15 protein-coding genes are annotated in these 17,130 nt (G+C 65.7%); 10 read left to right on the forward strand and 5 right to left on the reverse strand.

Annotation, left to right across the window (positions count from 1 at the left end):
- Window positions 1-180: 180 nt before the first annotated feature.
- The gene (locus C7402_RS13195) at window positions 181-1,224 is read left to right on the forward strand and encodes a sugar ABC transporter substrate-binding protein (RefSeq protein ID WP_116610992.1); all 1,044 of its coding nucleotides are present in this window, start codon (window positions 181-183) and stop codon (window positions 1,222-1,224) included.
- 49 nt (window positions 1,225-1,273) lie between these two features.
- Entirely contained in the window at window positions 1,274-2,272 is a 999-nt protein-coding gene (locus tag C7402_RS13200; RefSeq protein ID WP_116610993.1) for a fatty acid desaturase, read from the forward strand.
- 60 nt (window positions 2,273-2,332) lie between these two features.
- Here the strand turns inward: C7402_RS13200 and C7402_RS13205 are convergent, their stop codons facing one another.
- Complete coding sequence (locus C7402_RS13205; protein ID WP_116610994.1) at window positions 2,333-3,283, reverse strand: DMT family transporter; 951 nt, start codon at window positions 3,281-3,283, stop codon at window positions 2,333-2,335.
- Window positions 3,284-3,396: 113 nt separating this feature from the next.
- Here C7402_RS13205 and C7402_RS13210 point away from each other — a divergent pair, with 113 nt between their 5' ends.
- Window positions 3,397-4,203, forward strand: a complete 807-nt coding sequence (locus C7402_RS13210; RefSeq protein WP_112173148.1) for an AraC family transcriptional regulator — start codon at window positions 3,397-3,399, stop codon at window positions 4,201-4,203.
- Between the two features lie 67 nt (window positions 4,204-4,270).
- Window positions 4,271-4,489 carry a hypothetical protein gene (locus C7402_RS13215; protein ID WP_112173149.1) on the forward strand — a complete coding sequence of 73 codons (219 nt, stop codon included), beginning with the start codon at window positions 4,271-4,273 and terminating at the stop codon, window positions 4,487-4,489.
- A 108-nt stretch (window positions 4,490-4,597) separates the two neighbouring features.
- On the opposite strand, the gene C7402_RS13220 is transcribed toward C7402_RS13215, so the two are convergent.
- From C7402_RS13220 to C7402_RS13235, 4 genes are all read right to left on the reverse strand, one after another.
- On the reverse strand, window positions 4,598-5,791 hold the full coding sequence (locus tag C7402_RS13220; protein ID WP_112173193.1) for a porin: 1,194 nt from the start codon (window positions 5,789-5,791) through the stop codon (window positions 4,598-4,600).
- A 132-nt stretch (window positions 5,792-5,923) separates the two neighbouring features.
- A complete protein-coding gene (locus C7402_RS13225; protein ID WP_116611066.1) occupies window positions 5,924-7,279 on the reverse strand; it encodes a c-type cytochrome in 1,356 nt (451 codons plus the stop codon).
- Between the two features lie 8 nt (window positions 7,280-7,287).
- Entirely contained in the window at window positions 7,288-9,063 is a 1,776-nt protein-coding gene (locus C7402_RS13230) for a GMC family oxidoreductase (RefSeq protein WP_112173150.1), read from the reverse strand.
- Window positions 9,064-9,798 (reverse strand): gluconate 2-dehydrogenase subunit 3 family protein, encoded by a 735-nt coding sequence (locus C7402_RS13235; protein WP_116611067.1) that lies wholly within the window; start codon window positions 9,796-9,798, stop codon window positions 9,064-9,066.
- Window positions 9,799-10,148: 350 nt separating this feature from the next.
- Here C7402_RS13235 and C7402_RS13240 point away from each other — a divergent pair, with 350 nt between their 5' ends.
- From C7402_RS13240 to C7402_RS13265, 6 genes are all read left to right on the forward strand, one after another.
- Window positions 10,149-11,096, forward strand: coding sequence for a dihydrodipicolinate synthase family protein (locus C7402_RS13240; protein ID WP_112173151.1), 948 nt, complete (start codon window positions 10,149-10,151; stop codon window positions 11,094-11,096).
- 32 nt (window positions 11,097-11,128) lie between these two features.
- Entirely contained in the window at window positions 11,129-12,709 is a 1,581-nt protein-coding gene (locus tag C7402_RS13245) for an aldehyde dehydrogenase (NADP(+)) (RefSeq protein WP_116610995.1), read from the forward strand.
- A gap of 261 nt (window positions 12,710-12,970) precedes the next feature.
- Complete coding sequence (locus C7402_RS13250; protein WP_244314842.1) at window positions 12,971-14,110, forward strand: ABC transporter substrate-binding protein; 1,140 nt, start codon at window positions 12,971-12,973, stop codon at window positions 14,108-14,110.
- 106 nt (window positions 14,111-14,216) lie between these two features.
- Entirely contained in the window at window positions 14,217-15,308 is a 1,092-nt protein-coding gene (locus C7402_RS13255; protein ID WP_112173154.1) for an ABC transporter ATP-binding protein, read from the forward strand.
- Complete coding sequence (locus tag C7402_RS13260; protein ID WP_116610997.1) at window positions 15,305-16,186, forward strand: ABC transporter permease; 882 nt, start codon at window positions 15,305-15,307, stop codon at window positions 16,184-16,186. Before C7402_RS13255 ends, C7402_RS13260 begins: the two co-directional genes overlap by 4 nt.
- Window positions 16,186-17,112, forward strand: coding sequence for an ABC transporter permease (locus tag C7402_RS13265; protein ID WP_116610998.1), 927 nt, complete (start codon window positions 16,186-16,188; stop codon window positions 17,110-17,112). The genes C7402_RS13260 and C7402_RS13265 overlap by 1 nt, the downstream gene beginning before the upstream one ends.
- Window positions 17,113-17,130 lie beyond the last annotated feature (18 nt).

Below are 17,130 nucleotides of genomic sequence, written 5' to 3' on the forward strand. Positions count from 1 at the left end.
TTCCGTGCCTTTCGTTAGAGGAATGCGATTGCCGGATACGTTGATGAGCGGATTGAGGAGCGTTGAGGAATTATCCTCAATATTCCGTTTGAGAGCGGAAATTCATTCAACTACATTCTAATCGTCCTGAGCGGGCCATTCCGGGCGGGCAACGACATCACATATATCGGAGACATCGTCATGAACATGACCAGATTTCGCGTGGGCCGCGTTTGCGCCGCTGCGCTTGCGGCGGTTGCGTTGTGCAGCGGTTTCGCGGCAAATACGGCGAGCGCGGCGGAACGATTCGTGATGGTGAGTCACGGCTCGGATTCGAATGTCTGGTGGAACACCGTGAAAAACGGCATGCGCGACGCGAGCGAGGACTTCGGCGTGCCGGTCGATTACCGCAATCCGCCCACGGGCGACACCGGCGACATGGTCCGCATTCTTGAGCAGGCCTCGGCGCGCAACTACGCCGGCGTCATCACCACGGTGCCGAATCTGGAGATGATCCAGAAGGGGCTGGCGGGCGTGAAGGCCAAGCACATTCCGATCATCACGATCAACGGCGGGCCTGAGTCCGGCATGAAGCTCGGCGCGATCCTGCACGTGGGGCAGGCCGAATACGAAGCGGGCAAGGCCGCGGGCGAGCGCGCGAAGGCGGCGGGCATTCATGACTTTCTCTGCGTGAATCACGGCGCGGATATCCAGGCGCTCTGGGACCGTTGCAAGGGCTTTGCCGACGCCATTGGCGCCGACTACAAGAAGTCCACGATGGACAGCGGCGAAGACCCCACCGTCATCGAAAGCAAGGTGGCCGCGTACCTGCGCTCGCATCCCAGCACCCAGGCGGTGCTCGCGCTCGGCCCCGACCAGGCGATGGGCGTGCTGCGCGGCGTGAACGACGCCGGCAAGGCGGGCAAGCTGTATATCGCGACCTTCGATCTTTCGCCCGATATCCTCAAGGCGATCCAGGCCGGGCAGATCCAGTTCGCCATTGATCAGCAGCCCTATCTTCAGGGCTATCTCTCCGTCGCGGCCATGGCGATCGCGGTGCGCGACAAGACCACCGACCCGGCGCATATCGTCGCCGCGCTCAAGGACGACAAGAAGGTCGCGGCGCGCCTCGCCAAATACGATCTGAAGCCCGTTTATACCGGCTCGACGGTGAGTTCCGGTCCGAGCTTCGTCACGCGCGACAACCTTGCGCCCGTGCAGAAGTACGCCGGTTCGTACCGTTGAGTGTCAAGCACGACTGGACAACACAGACAGCCTCTCGCGGAGCACGGTAATGAATATCGACATGAACGCGTGGTACAGGGTGGAGATCGACCGCAAGCGCCTCAAGGAATTCTCGACGCGCACCGACGCGCGCGGGCTCGTCCAGGTGGGCGGGTTTCTCGCGCTCGTCGTGGCGACGGGCGGGCTCGCGTGGTTCTCGCTCGGCACGGCGTGGGCCGTGCCCGCCTTCCTCCTGTATGGCACGGTGTTCGCCTTCAGCGAGGCCGCGGCGCACGAACTGGGGCACGGCACGGCGTTCAAGACGCGCTGGCTCAACGAAGCCGCCTACTGGATCATCTGCTTCATGTCGTGGCGCGAGCAGGTGTACAGCCGCTGGCTGCATGCGCGGCATCACACCTTCACGCATCTGACCGCCGAGCCTTATCAGGACCCCGAACTGGCGTTCAAGCGGCCGCTCAGCTACGTCAAGCTCGTGACCGACTTCCTGCGCATCTCGCATGGCATCCAGTTTCTCGGTGCCATCGTGCTGCACAGCTTCGGCATTGTCACGAAGGGCGCGAAAGCGGTCGTGCCCGAAGCCGAGTATCGCAAGATGTGCGCGAATTCACGTGTGCTGCTCGCGTGCTACGTGGCCGTGTTCGCCTGGGCGCTGATCGCGCATAGCTGGCTGCCGATCCTGTTCCTGTTCGTTTCGCGCGCCTATGGCACCTGGCTGCACGAGCTGTGTGCGCTCACGCAGCACACGGGGCTCAAGGAGAACGTGCTCGATCATCGCGTGTCGAGCCGCACCGTGAAGCTCAATCCGCTCGTGCGCTTTCTCTACTGGAACATGAACTACCACATCGAGCATCACATGTTTCCGAGCGTGCCGTTTCATGCCTTGCCCGCTTTCCACGCTGCGGTCGCTGCACAAATGCCGAAGCCCTATGCGGGACTGTGGCACGCGTGGCGCGAGATTCTCGCCATCTTCGCGCGCCAGCAACGCGATCCCGAGTATGTCGTCGTGCGCGAGTTGCCGGTGGGCAAGCGCGGCGATGCGGTGGCGTAAGGCAGGCCTGTAGTCAGCGTATCGTCCGTGTTCGCTTGACGACCTCGCGGCCTCGCAACTTCACGAAGCCTGCGCGCCGTGCGTGTCTTGCGCGCGGCGGCCGAAGGCCTGGCGCACCCAGCCTTGGGCGTTCACCACGAGCAGCCCGAGCAGCACCATCGCCGAGCCGAACAGGAACGCGGGCTCCACGCGTTCGTGCAGCAGCGCCACGCCCATCGCCACGCCGAACATGGGCGTCATGAACGAAAGCACGCCGAGGCGCGCGGCCAGATAGCGTCGCAGCAGCCAGAACCACGCGAGATAGCTGATGAACGAGACGAGCAGCGTCTGGAACGCGAGGCTCGCCCAGGCGAGCGGGGTGCCGTGAAAGCGCATCTGCCCCGTGACGAGCGCGACCGGCACGAGCACGACGAAAGCGCCGGCCAGTTGATAGAAAAGCGTTTGCGTGGCGGGCGCGTCGTTCAGCCGGCTCGTGCGCACGACGACGGTGGTGAGCCCCCAGGCCGCGCCCGCGCACACGCCCATGAAGTCGCCGAGCAGCCATAGCGGCGAGGCGGGCGTGCCGCCGCCCATCAACGCGGGGCCGAGGAACGTGGCGGCGATGCCCGCGAAGGCGAGCGCAATGCCGCTCCACTGGAAGCGCGTGAGGCGTTCGTCGGGCAGGCGCAGATGCAGGCCGATGGCCGCGAACATCGGCGCGGTATAGAGGAACACGGCCATGTGCGAGGCGTTGGTCCAGCGCAGGCCGACGGCCACGAACATGAATTCGAGCGCGAACAGGCCGCCCGTTGCGAGCCCCGCGCCGCGCGCCACGCCTGGCAGCCAGCGCTCGCGCGCGACGAGCCGGTTGAACAGCCACACGAGCGCGGCGGCCACGCCCGAGCGCAGCCCGACTTGCAGCACGGGTGGAATGTCGCCGGCCACGGCCTTGAGCGCGACCTGTTGCAGACCCCACGCGAGGCACAGCGTCACCATGATGGCCACGGCCGCTGCGTCGATTTGCTTTCTCATGGCTGTCTCACTGACTCGAAATTTTCGCTGAAGATGCGGGAGCGAGCGTAGTATTGATGCGTCGGGTTGCGCGCATATAGCGCAAAACTGACAATCGATAGCCCTGGACCGCCATGCCCAAAACGCCTCTGCGCCCCCGCCCGGCGCGCCATCTGCGTCTGCCGCCGTTCACCGACGTGCTGCCCACGCCCGTGTTCTTTCGCATGGAGCACATGCCTTCGCACGCCACGTATCCGGAGATGTGCCATCCGTGGGGCGAGTTCGTCTATGCGTTCAGCGGGACGACGGAGGTGAAGGCGGGCGACGAGCACTACATCACGCCGCCGCATCTCGGCCTGTGGATCGCGCCCGGCACCGCGCATGTGGGCTTCAACGAGCAGGAGACGGTGCATTGCTCGGTGTACATCAGCCGCGACCTGTGCACGCGCATGCCCGCAACGAGTTGCGCGGTGATGGTGTCGCCGCTCGTGCGCGCGATTCTCGAGCATCTGCGCGAAACGCCGGCGGACGAAGAGGGCGAGCCGCAGCGCGCGCGTTTGTTACGCGTACTCGTGGATCAGCTTTCGACCTGCGCCACCACGGGCAGCTTCGTGCCCCACACCGACGACGCCGACCTCGACGCCGTGCTCCAGGTGCTGCGCGAGAACCCCGCCGACAACCGCTCGCTCGCCGAACTGGCCGATGCGTTTCACATGAGCGAGCGCACGCTGATGCGGCGCGCGCAGCGCGGCCTCGGCATGTCGTTGACGGAATGGCGCCAGCGCGTGCGGCTCGTGAACGCGCTGCCGATGCTGCGTGCGGGGCGCAGCGTGGAGGCAGTGGCGCTGGATCTGGGCTACGCCACGTCGTCGGCGTTCATCGCCATGTTCAGACGCTTGACGGGCACGAGCCCCGGCCAGTTCGTCGCGCGCACGCGTTGAGCATGGGGCGGCGCGCCCCCGCGACGAAATCGCTAAAGGTTCCCCTCTGCGCGCCGTTAGAGCAGGCATGAAAACCCTACTCACCCAGTCCGACGCCCGCTTCATCCTGTCGATCGCTCTCGAGCTGGCCGGGAACCAGGCCGCTGCGGCCGGCGTTCGGCTGGAATCGGCGGCGGGGTCGGCGATTTGCGACGACGTGATCGTCGCCACGCTCTCCCAGTTCGCACCGACCGTCACGATCGACGAGTTTTACGGTTTGCTTGCGCGGCCGGAGGTGCTGCACTGAGCGTGCATGCATTCATGCACCCGGGTGGTGCAAAAGATTTCAGGCCGCGGGCGCTCATCGCATGAGCGCCCGCGGCTTTGTTGCGTCTGCAACGAAGCGGTGGATTGCTTAGAACTTCTGACGCAAGCCCACGCTCACGATCGCCTGCGACTGCGTGGCCGACGAGTGGCCGTTGCCCTTGTCGGACACCGACGCCGTGGCCGCGACAGGGTTGCCCGCCGCGTCGAGCGTCATGCCTGATGCGTGCTGGTAGCCCGCGAGCAGGTACACGGTGGAGCGCGTCGAGAGATCATAGGTCGCGCCAACGGAAACGTTGTGGTACTGCGCGTCTTCGTCCACGCCTTGCACGGCGCTGCCGCGCGTGTAGCTGTACCCCGCGAACAGGTGCGTGCGCGGCTGCACGGTCCACTGCGTGAAGATGCCCGCGATATTGAAGATCGCGTTGCCCGCGAACAGCGAGTTTGCGCCCGAGCGGTATTGCACGTTGCTGTAGTTCACGCCCACCACGGCCTGGCCGAAGTCCCACGTCGCGCCCGCCGCCACCACCTGCTGCGATTGCGCGCTCGCGTAGCCTTCGTTGATCGACGAGTTGAAGGTGCCGTCGTAGGTGCCTTGCCACTTGCCATAGGTGGCGTCGTCGAGGCCGGTCTTGCTGTTGTCCGAGCGCTCGTAGCCCACGCCCATGCGCAGCGGGCCGTTCGCATAGCCCGCGCCCACGCTCCAGGTGTTCTTGCGCTTGAGGCTACCCGGCTGGCCGCCGAAGCCGTACAGCGCGCCGAACGTGAAGCCGCCGTAGTTCGCGCTCGTGTACTTGATCGAGTTGTCCACGCGCGTGGTCTGGTCGAGATCGTCGATGTCGCCCGGATGCGCGCCGAAGCCGCCGATGTAGTTGACCGGCGCGACCGGCCCGACGAAGTCGTCGAGCGAGGTGTACTGGCGGCCCATCGTCAACGAGCCGTAGCGCTGGTCCGCGAGGCCCACGAACGCCTGGCGGCCGAACAGGCGTCCGCCCTGGCCCGAGGTGCCGTTCGTGATGTCGAAGCCGTCTTCGAGCAGGAAGATCGCGGCGAGACCATTGCCCAGATCCTCCTTGCCCTTGATGCCCCAGCGGCTGCCGGAGAGATTGCCGGTCGAGAGGGCCACGTTCGAATGCCCCGTGTACGCGCCGGTTGTGCCGGTGCGCTCGTTGCTGCGGTAGGTGATGCCGGCGTCGGCGATGCCGTACAGCGTGATCGAGCCTTGCGCCGAGGCGATGCCCGCGAAGGACAACAGGACCGGTGCTGCGAGCAGGTGTTTTCTCATCATTTGTTGTTTCATTGTCTACGGATCGCCTCGTCGGCGATTCTAGTTATGCACGCACGCACCGGCCGCCTCGCGAACGAGGCGGCCGGCGGTTTGCGCGGGAAGGAAAAGGGGGTGTCCTTCGGGGAAGCGTCAGCGCTTGAGCGAGGCGCCGGGCGGCAGCTCGGGGGCGCTCACGGTGACGGTCTTGCGGACCTTCGCGACGTCTTCGGCGCTCACGGGCGCGCCGGTGTTGCCCCAGCTCGTGCGCACGAAGGTCGAGACGTCGGCCACTTCCTGATCGGACAGACGCCAGCCGTACGGCGGCATCGTGAACGTCGAGGGTGCCGACTTCGTGCCTTCGAGCGCGCTGCCGGAGAGCAGCACGTGAATGAGCGAAGTGGGGTCCTTGCCCTGCATGACCGGGTTGCCGCCGAGCGCCGGGAACACACGCGTGTAGCCGCGCCCGTCGCTGCGGTGGCAGGCCATGCAGTTGTCGCGATACACGGCTGCGCCGCGCGTGCTCGCGTCGCCGTTTTGCAGCTTGCCGGCAGCCGTGGCGTCGTAGGCGTACGGCGTTTCCTTCGCGTCGTTCGAAGGCAGCGTCTTCAGGTAGCGCGCGATGGCGAGCAGGTCCGCATCGTTCATGTGCTGCATGCTGTGCTGGACCACGTCGGTCATGCCGCCGAAGGCCGCGGTGTGCAGATTGCGGCCCGACTTGAGGAACTGCACGATGTCGTCCTCGTTCCAGCTGCCCAGGCCCGTGCGCGGGTTGCCGCGCAGGCTCGACGGCACCCAGCCGTCGATCGGGCCGCCGCCCGCGAGGAAGTCGTCGCCTTCGAGGTCGGTGAGCGCGAGCTCCTGCATCGTGCTCGCGCGCGGCGTGTGGCACGCGCCGCAGTGGCCGAGACCCTGCACGAGATACGCGCCGCGCGCGACGATCGCGTCGTTGTAGTGAGACGCGTCGAACGCCTGCACCTTGGGCGCGAACAGCGTGCGCCAGATGCCGAGCGGCCAGCGCATCGAGAGCGGCCACGGAATGTCCACGGCGCGGTTCTGCGCCTGCACGGGCCCGACGCCCTGCATGAAGTACGCGTAAAGCGCCTTCATGTCGTCGTCGGAGAGGCGGGCGTACGACGGGTAGGGCATCGCGGGGTAGAGCGTCTCGCCGTTCGGCCGCACGCCCTGGCGCACGGCCCTGGCGAAGTCGTCGTAGCTCCACTTGCCGATGCCCGTGTTCGCGTCGGGCGTGATGTTGGTCGAATAGATCGCGCCGATCGGCGTGTCGAACTTCAGGCCGCCCGCGAAGGGCTTGCCGCCTTGCATCGTATGGCAGGCGATGCAATCGCCGGCGCGCGCGAGGTATTCGCCGTGCGCGACGAGCGCCGCATCCGGTTGGTCTGCCGCATGCGCGGAGATTGACGCGAAGGCGGTGAGTGCTGTGAAGGCCGCGCCCGCAACGGTTGTGCGTGCAACGTTCGCGCACGTGGAGAAAAGGGTCTGCTTCATGCGGCTCTTCACACGCTCACCAGGGGACCGGGGTTCTTCAGATACTGGTTGCGAATGGCTTTCGCGCTCCAGTAGGCGAGGGCGGCGACGAGGCCGGTCGGGTTGTAGCCGATCCCCTGCGGGAACGCGGAGGCGCCCATCACGAACACGTTGGGCACGTCCCAGCTTTGCAGATAGCGGTTGATGACGCTCGTCTTCGGATCGTTGCCCATCACGGCTCCGCCCACGAGGTGGGTGGTCTGATAGCGGCGCGAGTCGAAGTGCGCGCCGAACTGGCGCGTGTACACGTTGATGGCCTTCGGGCCCATCGCCTCGGCGATCTTCTGCATCTGGCCCGTCACGTACTGCGCCATCTTGATGTCGTTGTCCTTCCAGTCGAAGGTCATGCGCAGAAGCGGCTGGCCGTACGAGTCGCGGTAGGTCGGGTCGAGGTCGAGGTACACGTCGCGATACGACATGTTGGAGCCGTGCGCGTCCATCGAAATGGTGTGCGCGTAGTGGTCCTTCACGGCCTTCTTCCACGCGCTGCCCCAGTTCGGCGTGCCCGCGGGCGTGGCGATGCCGCTGATCGGCTTCACCCCGGCCTGGTTCACCCACAGCGGCGAGCCGCCCACGAAGCCGAGCGGGCCGTGGTCGAAGTTGTCGGCGTTGAAGTCGTCCACGGCCACGCCGTTGCCGCCCGCGCCGATGAACGGATTCGTGTACGTGTCGTTGTCGAAGAACGCCGTGATGGTCGAGAGGTTCTGGTACGCGAAGTTGCGGCCCACCACGCCTTCGCCGGAGACCGGGTCATAGGGCTTGCCGATGCCCGAGAGCAGCAGCAGATGCACGTTGTGATACTGGAATGCCGAGACGATCACGAGGTCGGCAGGCTGGAACACTTCCTGGCCCGCCGGATCGATGTACGTCACGCCCGTGGCGCGCTTTTTCGTGTCGTCGAGTTCCACGCGCAGCACGTGGCATTTCGAGCGCAGTTCAAAGTGCTTTTCCTGCTTGAGCGCGGGCAGGATGTTGAGGTTGGGCGAGGCCTTCGAGTACATGTAGCACGCGTAGCCGCTGCAAAAGCCGCAGAAGTTGCACGGGCCCATCTGCACGCCGTACGGGTTCGTGTACGGACCCGACGTGTTGGCCGAAGGCAGGCGGTACGGATGCAGGCCGATCGACTTCGCCGCGTCATGGAAGCGCTGTGCCGAATACGTATTCAGTTGCGCGGGCAACGGAAAATTGTCGCTGCGCGCGGCTTCGAACACGTTGCCGTCGCCCACCACGTTGCCGTTCACCTTGTACGCCTGGCCCGAGGTGCCGAACACTTTCTCGGCGAAGTCGAAGTGCGGCTCCAGTTCGTCGTAAGTGACGCCGTAGTCCTGGATCGTCATGCCTTCGGGGATGAACTTCTTGCCGTAGCGCTCTTCGTAGTGACTCTTCAGGCGCAACTCTTCGGGCGTGATGCGGAAATGCACGCCCGACCAGTGCAGGCCCGCGCCGCCCACGCCTTCGCCGGGCAGGAAGGCCGCAAGCTGGCGGTAGGGCAACGCCGTGTCGTTCACGCCGTGGCGGATCGACACGGTCGTTTTCGACAGGTCGAGGAAGAGCTTCTTGCGGATGTTGTACGTGAGCTCGTCGATGGTGTTGGGGTACGCGCCGTCCGGGTACGTGTCGCGATACTCGCCGCGTTCGAGCGCGACCACGTTCAGGCCCGCTTCGGTCAGTTCCTTCGAGAGGATCGCGCCGGTCCAGCCGAAGCCGACAACCACGGCATCGACATGAGGTTTCTTGATCGCCATTTACGTACGCTCCCCGTTGATCGAGACCGGGCCATACGGGTAGGGCTTGCCGTTCTGGTTCACGAAATCCATGAAGTCGGCGCGCGCGCCAGGAAAGCCGATCATCTTCCACGCGGCCATGTCGCGGTTGCCGCCGTGGATCGGGTCGCAGAAGTAGCCTTCGCGCGTGTTCTGCAACAACTGGCCGAAGAACACCGTGGCCGGCACGCCGTCCAGTTCGACCTTGCCCGCTTCGAGCGCGGCGAGCACGCTGTCGCGCGTGGCGGTATCGAGGGCGTCGAAGTTCTTGCCGTACGCCTTCGTGCAATACGCGTTCACGGCGGCGATGCCGAGCCGGTAGATGTCGCGCGGCACGAGCTTCAACTGGTAGCCGAGTTCGGGCACGCCTTGCTGGAACGGACCCTGCATGTACCAGAGCGCGCCGTGCGCGTAGGGCGTGTCCATCTGGCGGTCGATGAATTCGGGCACGCCGGCTTGCAGCGCGCCGGGGCCTTCGGCGTCGGCGGGAATCAGGCGGTCGGCGGCGGCTTCGACAAAGGCCCACTCGCGCGCGTCGAAGAAGCGCGGTTTGTAGGCGGCGGCCTGCGCGGCGCCGGGCGCGGAGTCCGCGCTGGCGGCGGCCGGTGCGCTCGACGGCTTCGAGCCGCCCTCGCAGCCGGCCAGCGCGCTGGCGGGAACCAGGACGGCGGCCGTACGTAGGAAGCCCCGGCGTGTCGTGAGAGGAGATTCGGGCATTGTAGGATTCTGTATGAGTTCGGCACGGCGTGAATCCACCGTGTCCGCGCAGCGATCTTCGCCGCTACGCATGCATGCCGCCGCAGCGGCCATCAGTCCGGGCATATTAAATGGAACCGGTTCCATGATTCGGCGGTGATTTTACAATAATCCGTTACCAGGGCTGTACCGATCGCGCAAAGGGCAGCGGGGCGGCCTCGGGCTGTTCGGGGTGGCTCCGGGTCACTGCGGGTCGCGTTCAGGCGCTCTCCGAACAAACCCTAACAAATGCAATAAGTTGTTTGACAACTATGACGAGCGAATGCTACTGTGCGTTGTATTGACAACCCACCATCCCAGCACGAGGCCTCATGAACGTGTCCCCGATTCTCGAGAGCGAATTCGCCTCGACCGTGATGGCAGTGCCGCCGCTCGCACGCCGCCCTGACTTCTCCCTCGACGTTGAACAGAACCGCAAGCTGATCCGCCATATGGAAGCGGGCGGTATCCGCACGCTGCTGTACGGCGGCAATGCGAATCTGTACCACGTCGCCGTGAGCGAATTCCGCGAGTTGCTTGACATGCTTGCCGACCTCACCGCGCCCGAAACGCGCGTGATTCCGGCTATCGGTCCCGACTACGGCAAGATGCTCGACCAGGCGCGCATCCTCGCGCAAACGCAATACCAGACGGCCATGGTGCTGCCGCTGTCGGGCTTCACCACGCCCGCCGGCGTGGAAACGGGCCTCACGCGCATCGCCGACACCGCGGGCATTCCGCTCACGCTCTATATCAAGAGCGAAGACTATGTCGACGTCGACACGCTCGTGCGCCTGATCGACCGGGGCACGCTCATTGCGGTCAAGTACGCCATCGTGCGCAAGGACCCGGCGAACGACCCGTACCTGCGCCGCCTGCTGGAAAGCGTGCCGGCTTCGAAGGTCGTGTCGGGCATGGGCGAGCGCCCGGCGCTCGTGCATGTGCGCGACTTCGGCCTGGCCGCCTGGACCACGGGCTCGGGCTGTATCGCGTCGAACGCCATCATGGCGCTCCTGAAGGCGGCGAAGGAAGGCCGTGCAGAAGAAGCGCAACGCCTCTACGATGCATTCATGCCGCTCGAAACGCTGCGCGACGACATCTCGCTCATCCGCGTGCTGCACGACGCCGTGACGCTTTCGGGCATCGCCGACATGGGTCCGATCCTGCCGCTGCTCTCGCAGTCGCCGGCCGAAGCCCTGCCGGCCATCGGCGACGCGGCCAAGGCGCTGCTCGCATTCGAGCAGAAGCTGGCCGCCTCGGCACAAACCGCCAACGCCTGAGCGGCGGCAACAAGCACTTGAACGGAGCGAACATGCAGATTAACGGAGCAATGCTGCTGGGCGCGCAAGCGGTGCGCGGCGAGGCGGGCGAGATGCGCGCCTTCGCGCCCGCGCTCGGCCAGGAGATCGAGCCGTCGTTCGGCCTCGGCGGCAAGGCCGAAGTCGCGCGCGCCTGTGAACTCGCGGCGCAGGCGTTCGACGCCTTCCGCGCCGCCCCGCACGAGACCCGTGCGCGCCTGCTCGAAGCGATCGCCGAACGCATTCTCGGCATTGGCGAAGCGCTGATCGAGCGTGCGCACCTTGAGTCGGCGCTGCCCAAGGCGCGCCTGGAAGGCGAGCGCGGCCGCACGGTCGGCCAGCTGCGCTTGTTCGCGTCGCTCGTGCGCGACGGCCGCTGGTGCGGCGCCGTGCTCGACTCGGCGCTGCCCGAGCGCAAGCCGCTGCCGCGCTCGGACCTGCGCGCGCATCGTATTCCGGTCGGCCCCGTGGCCGTGTTCGGCGCGAGCAACTTCCCGCTGGCGTTTTCGGTGGCGGGCGGCGATACCGCCTCGGCGCTGGCCGCCGGTTGCCCGGTCGTCGTGAAGGCGCACCTGGCGCACCCCGGCACGTCGGAACTCGTGGGTCGCGCCATTCAGCAGGCCGTGGCTGACGTCGGTCTGCCCGAAGGCGTGTTCTCGCTGGTGTTCGGCGGCGGCAACGAAGCGGGCGAAGCGCTCGTGGCGCATCCGGCCATCAAGGCGGTGGGCTTCACGGGTTCGCGTCGCGGCGGTCTCGCGCTGTCGCACATCGCGGCCGCGCGAGCCGAGCCGATCCCCGTCTACGCGGAAATGAGCAGCATCAACCCGATGCTCGTGCTGCCCGCGGCGCTGGCCGCACGCGGCGAAGCGCTCGCGCAGGGCTTCGTCGATTCGCTCACGATGGGCGTGGGCCAGTTCTGCACGAACCCGGGCCTCGTGCTGGCGATCGACTCGCCGGAACTCGACCGCTTCGTGAAGGCAGCGAGCGCGGCGCTCACGCAAAAGCCCTCGCAAAGCATGCTGACGGCGGGCATCGCCTCGACGTATGGCGAAGCCGTTGCGGCGCGCAAGCAGTTGCCGGGCATCGAAAATCTGGCTGAAGGCACGAAGACGGACGCGCACTGCGACGCGCTGCCGGTCCTCTTCAAGGCGAGCGCCGAGCAGTTCCTCGCGCAGCACGCGTTGTCGGACGAGATTTTCGGGCCGACTTCGGTGGTCGTGGCGTGCCGCGACGAAGCCGAACTCGCGCGTGTGGCCGAGCACCTGGAAGGCCAGCTCACGGCGACGCTGCACATCGACCGCGACGATTACGCGATGGCCGCGCGCCTCATGCCGATCCTCGAACGCAAGGCGGGCCGCATTCTCGCGAACGGCTTCCCGACGGGCGTCGAAGTGTCGTACGCAATGGTTCACGGCGGCCCGTTCCCGGCCACGTCGGACGCGCGCACGACTTCGGTGGGCGCGATGGCGATCGAGCGCTTCCTGCGCCCGGTCTGCTATCAGGATCTGCCGGCCGAACTTCTGCCGGTCACACTCCAGAACGACAATCCGCTCGCGCTGTGGCGTCTGCGCGACGGCGAACTGGTGCGCAAGTAATCCCGCGAAAGCGGGCCGGAGAAGCGCCTGCGGCAGTCCCGCAGGCGCTTTGCCCAACACCGGGCCAACAGCAGGCCAACAACCGCCTCACAGCATTCTCACAACAGTCTCGCAAAAAGCTTGACGTTGCTTGACAACTTGGTACGTGGTTCGGCATCCTTTAACGTGGCCCAGTTATAAAAGAATCAACGGGTTGCGAGAAAACAATTCCATAGACAGATGCGAGGAGATGCGATGTTCGATGGACGTTTGAAGGCCAGGATGCTGGCCGTGTGTGTGGCGGCCGCCACGGCGCTCGGCATGAGCGCGGCAAAGGCCGATCCCGTTTCGCTCAACATTGTCGACGTGGCCGGGAACCTCCAGCTCACGCAAAAGGCTTTCGAGGCGTTCAAGGCGAAGAATCCGAACCTCGTCTCCAACATCACTTACACCAACGCGCCCGCGCCGCAGTTGCCTGGCAAGATCAAGGCGATGCAGGCCGCCGGCCGCGCGGACATCGATCTCGTGCTCACGGGCACCGACGCGCTCGCCGCGGGCATCGAACAGAACCTGTGGATGAAGCTGCTTCCCGACCAGCAGGCGGCGCTGCCGGGCGTGCTCGACAAGTACGCGCCGGGCCCGCGCAAGATGCAGGACCTCGCGCAAGGCTACGGCCTCGAAGTGTCGTACATGCCGGCCGGTCCGCTGATCGAATACAACCCGGCCAAGGTCGCCAAGCCGCCGCAAACGCCGCAGGAACTGCTGGCGTGGTGCAAGGCGAACCCCGGCAAGCTGATTTACGCGCGTCCGGCCAACTCGGGCCCGGGCCGCACGTTCCTGATGGGCCTGCCGTATCTGCTCGGCGACAAGAACCCGCAAGACCCGATCAACGGCTGGGACAAGACCTGGGCGTTCCTGAAGGAGCTGAACTCGTGCGTGCCGTACTACCCCGGCGGCACCTCGGCGGTGATGAAGGAACTGGGCGAGGGCACGCGCGACATGACCGTGACCGTGACGGGCTGGGACATCAACCCGCGCGCGCTCGGCATCGTGCCCGCCGACTTCAAGGTCCAGGCGTTCAACAACATGACGTGGGTGAACGACGCCCATTACATGGTCGTGCCCAAGGGCGTGTCGAAAGAGAAGCTCGCGGTGCTGCTCAAGCTCATGAACTTCATGCTCGAACCGCAGCAGCAGGCCATGACGTATGACGACGGCTACTTCTATCCGGGCCCGGCGGTGAAGGACGTCACGCTGCAAATGGCGCCGAAGGAAAGCCAGGATGTGATCGCGAAGTACGGCCGCCCCGAGTATGCGAAGTGGCTCACGGCCTATCCGCATGTCCAGCCGCTTTCGGCGCAGGCGATGGTCGCGGCGTTCCAGAAATGGGACCGCGAAGTCGGCTCGCAGAAGTCCCAGTAACGCGAGGAAGAGTCAGCGATGGACGCACGGCGCTCATGGGCTTCAGTGTTGAACGCCGTTCGCGATCCATGCTCGTGTAGTTGACTATGCTGGTCAGGAACGTGTCATGAAGCATTCTTTCGATCGTCTGCGCCTCGACTCGGTGTGCCGTAGTTTCACCAACGCGGAGGGGACGCAACTCGCGGCGCTGCGCGGTCTCGACCTCGACATTCGCCGCGGCGAATTCATTGCGCTGCTCGGGCCTTCGGGCTGCGGAAAATCCACGGCGCTCAATTGCATTGCGGGTCTGCAACCGCTCACGAGCGGCAGCATCTGGCTGGACGACCTGCGTATCGACGTGCTGCCGCCCGAGAAGCGCGGCTTCGGCATGGTGTTTCAGAACTACGCTTTGTTCCCGCACATGACGGTGCTGGAAAACGTGGGCTTCGGCCTGAAAATGCAGGGCGTGCCGCGCGAAGACGCGAAGCGCCGCGCGCGCGAGGCGCTGCAACTCGTGCAACTGGTGGGCCACGAAAACAAGCTGCCGGGCCAGCTTTCGGGCGGCCAGCAGCAGCGCGTGGCCATTGCCCGCGCCATCGTGATCGAGCCGCCGCTCGTGCTGATGGACGAGCCGCTCTCGAACCTCGACACCAAGCTGCGCATTGAAATGCGCGCGGAAATCCGCCGCATTCACGGGCAACTGGAGCGCGCGACGATCTACGTGACGCACGACCAGGACGAAGCGCTTTCGATGGCGGACCGCATCGTCGTGATGAAAGAGGGCGTCGTGCAGCAGGTGGCCACGCCCAAGGAAGTGTATAGCCGCCCCTCGAATCTGCACGTGGCGCGCTTCATGGGCTTTCGCAATGTGCTGCCGTTCGCCATTACCGGCGAGCAGGGCGGCCACATTGCGATGTCGTCGTCGGGCATCACGCTGACCGGCGTGCCGATGGGCGATATGGCAGCCAAAAGCGGCGGCAACGAGATCTCGGTGGCCATGCGCCCCGAAGACTTCGAGCGTGCCAACGCGGGCGACGCCAACGCGTTCGACGTCGAAGTGGAAATGGTCGAATACGGCGGCCGCGATTCGCTGCTGCTCGCCAACGCGCCGTTCGGCAAGCTGTGGGCGCGCGTGGAAGGCGAATTCGAAGCGGGCGAGCGCGCCACGCTGCGCGTTGCGCCTTCGCATGTGCTGGCCTACGCGGAGCGTGCGTCGTGAGCACGCTCATCCCGTCGCTGACCCGCGCGCCGCGCGATTCGCGCGGCTGGCTCGTCACGCCCGCGCTCGGCTTCATCATCGCGATGTTCCTCTATCCGTTCGCCTACGGTCTCGTGCTGTCGTTCAAGCCGATGAACGGCGGCGGCATGTTCGCGAATTACCTCCAGTTCATTCACGACCTCGCGCTGTGGCCCACGGTGTTCGTCACGCTCAAGCTGGCGGTGCCCGCGACCATCATCAATGTCGGGCTCTCGCTGCCGGTCGCGTTCGCGCTGCGCCGCAAGTCGCCGTACCAGAAGCTCGTGACCACGCTGCTTGTGATTCCCGTCACGCTCGGCACGGTGCTGATCGCCGACGGCATGCTCAGCTACTTCGGCCCGAACGGCTGGTTCCCGCAGGCGCTGCACGCGCTGCATCTGTACACGAGCGAAGAGATCCGCCTCACGCACAACTACTGGGGCGTGCTGATCTCGCTGATCGTTTCGGGTTTTCCGTTCGCTTTCCTGCTTACGCTCTCGTACATCACGGGCATCGACCCGACGCTCGCGCGCGCGGCGGCCACGCTCGGTGCGGGCCCGTGGCAGCAGTTCCGTCAAATCTATCTGCCGCTGCTCGCGCCCGGTCTCACGATGGCCGCGTGTCTTTCGTTCGTGCAGGCGTATTCGGTGTTCCCTTCGGCGGTGCTGCTCGGCGCGCCCGCCGGTCCCACGCGCGTGATCTCCATCGCGGCAGCGGAGGCGGCGTTCGAGAGCTATGACTACTCGCTCGCCTCGACCATCGCGATCGTGATGGGCTTCGTGCAGTTGATCGTCGTGGCCGCGATGTTGAGCGCCAAGCGCTTCTTCTACTCGGGCCCGGTGAGCGGAGGGAAAGGCTGATGACCGCACATCAACGCAACGCGGCCGGCCTCAGCACGGAAGCGACGACGAGCGGGGAGCGTTCCACGTCCGCCGCCAACGTCGAGCAGGCCAAGCCCGCTTCGCGCTTGCCCGAGGTGCTCTGGAAAGTGTTCGTCTGGGGCGGCGTGGTGTTCTTCCTGCTCAACGTGGTGCTGCTGATCGCCACCGTCGGCGTGAACTCCATCGCCACCCGCTGGTTCGGCACGCCGCTGCCGCAAGGCTTCACGCTGCACTGGTATGCGCAGGCGTGGCGCGACTTCCAGTTGTCGAGCGTGCTGTGGGTGACGTTCGAAGTGGTGGGCTCGGTCGTGCTGCTCTCCATCGCGCTGGGCGTGCCCGCTGCCTACGCGCTGGCGCGCGCGCAGTTCCCAGGCAAGCGCATTGCCATGCTGGTGTTCCTGCTGCCGCTCATGGTGCCGCCCGTCACGTACGGTATTCCGATGGCCACTGCCATGTACCAGATCGGCCTCGCGGGCACGCTGCCCGGCGTGATTCTCGCGAACCTCGTGCCCGCGCTGCCGTTCGTGATTCTCGTGATGACGCCGTTCATCGAGCAGATCGATCCGAACCTCGAATCGGCCGCGCGCATTTTCGGCGCGAACACGCTGCGCTATTTCCGTTATGTATTGCTGCCGCTTCTCGTGCCCGGGATGCTGGCGGCGGGGCTGCTCGTGCTGGTGCGCACGATCGGCATGTTCGAACTCACTTTCTTTACCGCCGGACCCGACACGCAAACGCTGGTGGTTGCGCTGTACTACGCCGTCTTCTCGACGGGCGTGCGTGCGCCGCAATCCATCGACGCGATGGCCATGATCTATATGGCCATCACGCTTGCGTGGGTGCTGGTCGCCCTGCAATTCGTCAGCCCGACACAGCTCGTGTCGCGCGTGAAGGAACAACGCTAGCGCGCCGCCGGCGGCTTT

Source organism: Paraburkholderia unamae, from assembly GCF_003096875.1.
In the GTDB taxonomy this organism is placed as follows: domain Bacteria; phylum Pseudomonadota; class Gammaproteobacteria; order Burkholderiales; family Burkholderiaceae; genus Paraburkholderia; species Paraburkholderia unamae.

Coding starts and splice junctions, on each gene's coding strand:
- C7402_RS13195 (WP_116610992.1), top strand. CDS start 181: ATGAACATGACCAGATTTCGCGTGGGCCGCGTTTGCGCCGCTGCGCTT.
- C7402_RS13200 (WP_116610993.1), top strand. CDS start 1,274: ATGAATATCGACATGAACGCGTGGTACAGGGTGGAGATCGACCGCAAG.
- C7402_RS13205 (WP_116610994.1), bottom strand. CDS start 3,283: ATGAGAAAGCAAATCGACGCAGCGGCCGTGGCCATCATGGTGACGCTG.
- C7402_RS13210 (WP_112173148.1), top strand. CDS start 3,397: ATGCCCAAAACGCCTCTGCGCCCCCGCCCGGCGCGCCATCTGCGTCTG.
- C7402_RS13215 (WP_112173149.1), top strand. CDS start 4,271: ATGAAAACCCTACTCACCCAGTCCGACGCCCGCTTCATCCTGTCGATC.
- C7402_RS13220 (WP_112173193.1), bottom strand. CDS start 5,791: ATGAGAAAACACCTGCTCGCAGCACCGGTCCTGTTGTCCTTCGCGGGC.
- C7402_RS13225 (WP_116611066.1), bottom strand. CDS start 7,279: ATGAAGCAGACCCTTTTCTCCACGTGCGCGAACGTTGCACGCACAACC.
- C7402_RS13230 (WP_112173150.1), bottom strand. CDS start 9,063: ATGGCGATCAAGAAACCTCATGTCGATGCCGTGGTTGTCGGCTTCGGC.
- C7402_RS13235 (WP_116611067.1), bottom strand. CDS start 9,798: ATGCCCGAATCTCCTCTCACGACACGCCGGGGCTTCCTACGTACGGCC.
- C7402_RS13240 (WP_112173151.1), top strand. CDS start 10,149: ATGAACGTGTCCCCGATTCTCGAGAGCGAATTCGCCTCGACCGTGATG.
- C7402_RS13245 (WP_116610995.1), top strand. CDS start 11,129: ATGCAGATTAACGGAGCAATGCTGCTGGGCGCGCAAGCGGTGCGCGGC.
- C7402_RS13250 (WP_244314842.1), top strand. CDS start 12,971: ATGCTGGCCGTGTGTGTGGCGGCCGCCACGGCGCTCGGCATGAGCGCG.
- C7402_RS13255 (WP_112173154.1), top strand. CDS start 14,217: ATGAAGCATTCTTTCGATCGTCTGCGCCTCGACTCGGTGTGCCGTAGT.
- C7402_RS13265 (WP_116610998.1), top strand. CDS start 16,186: ATGACCGCACATCAACGCAACGCGGCCGGCCTCAGCACGGAAGCGACG.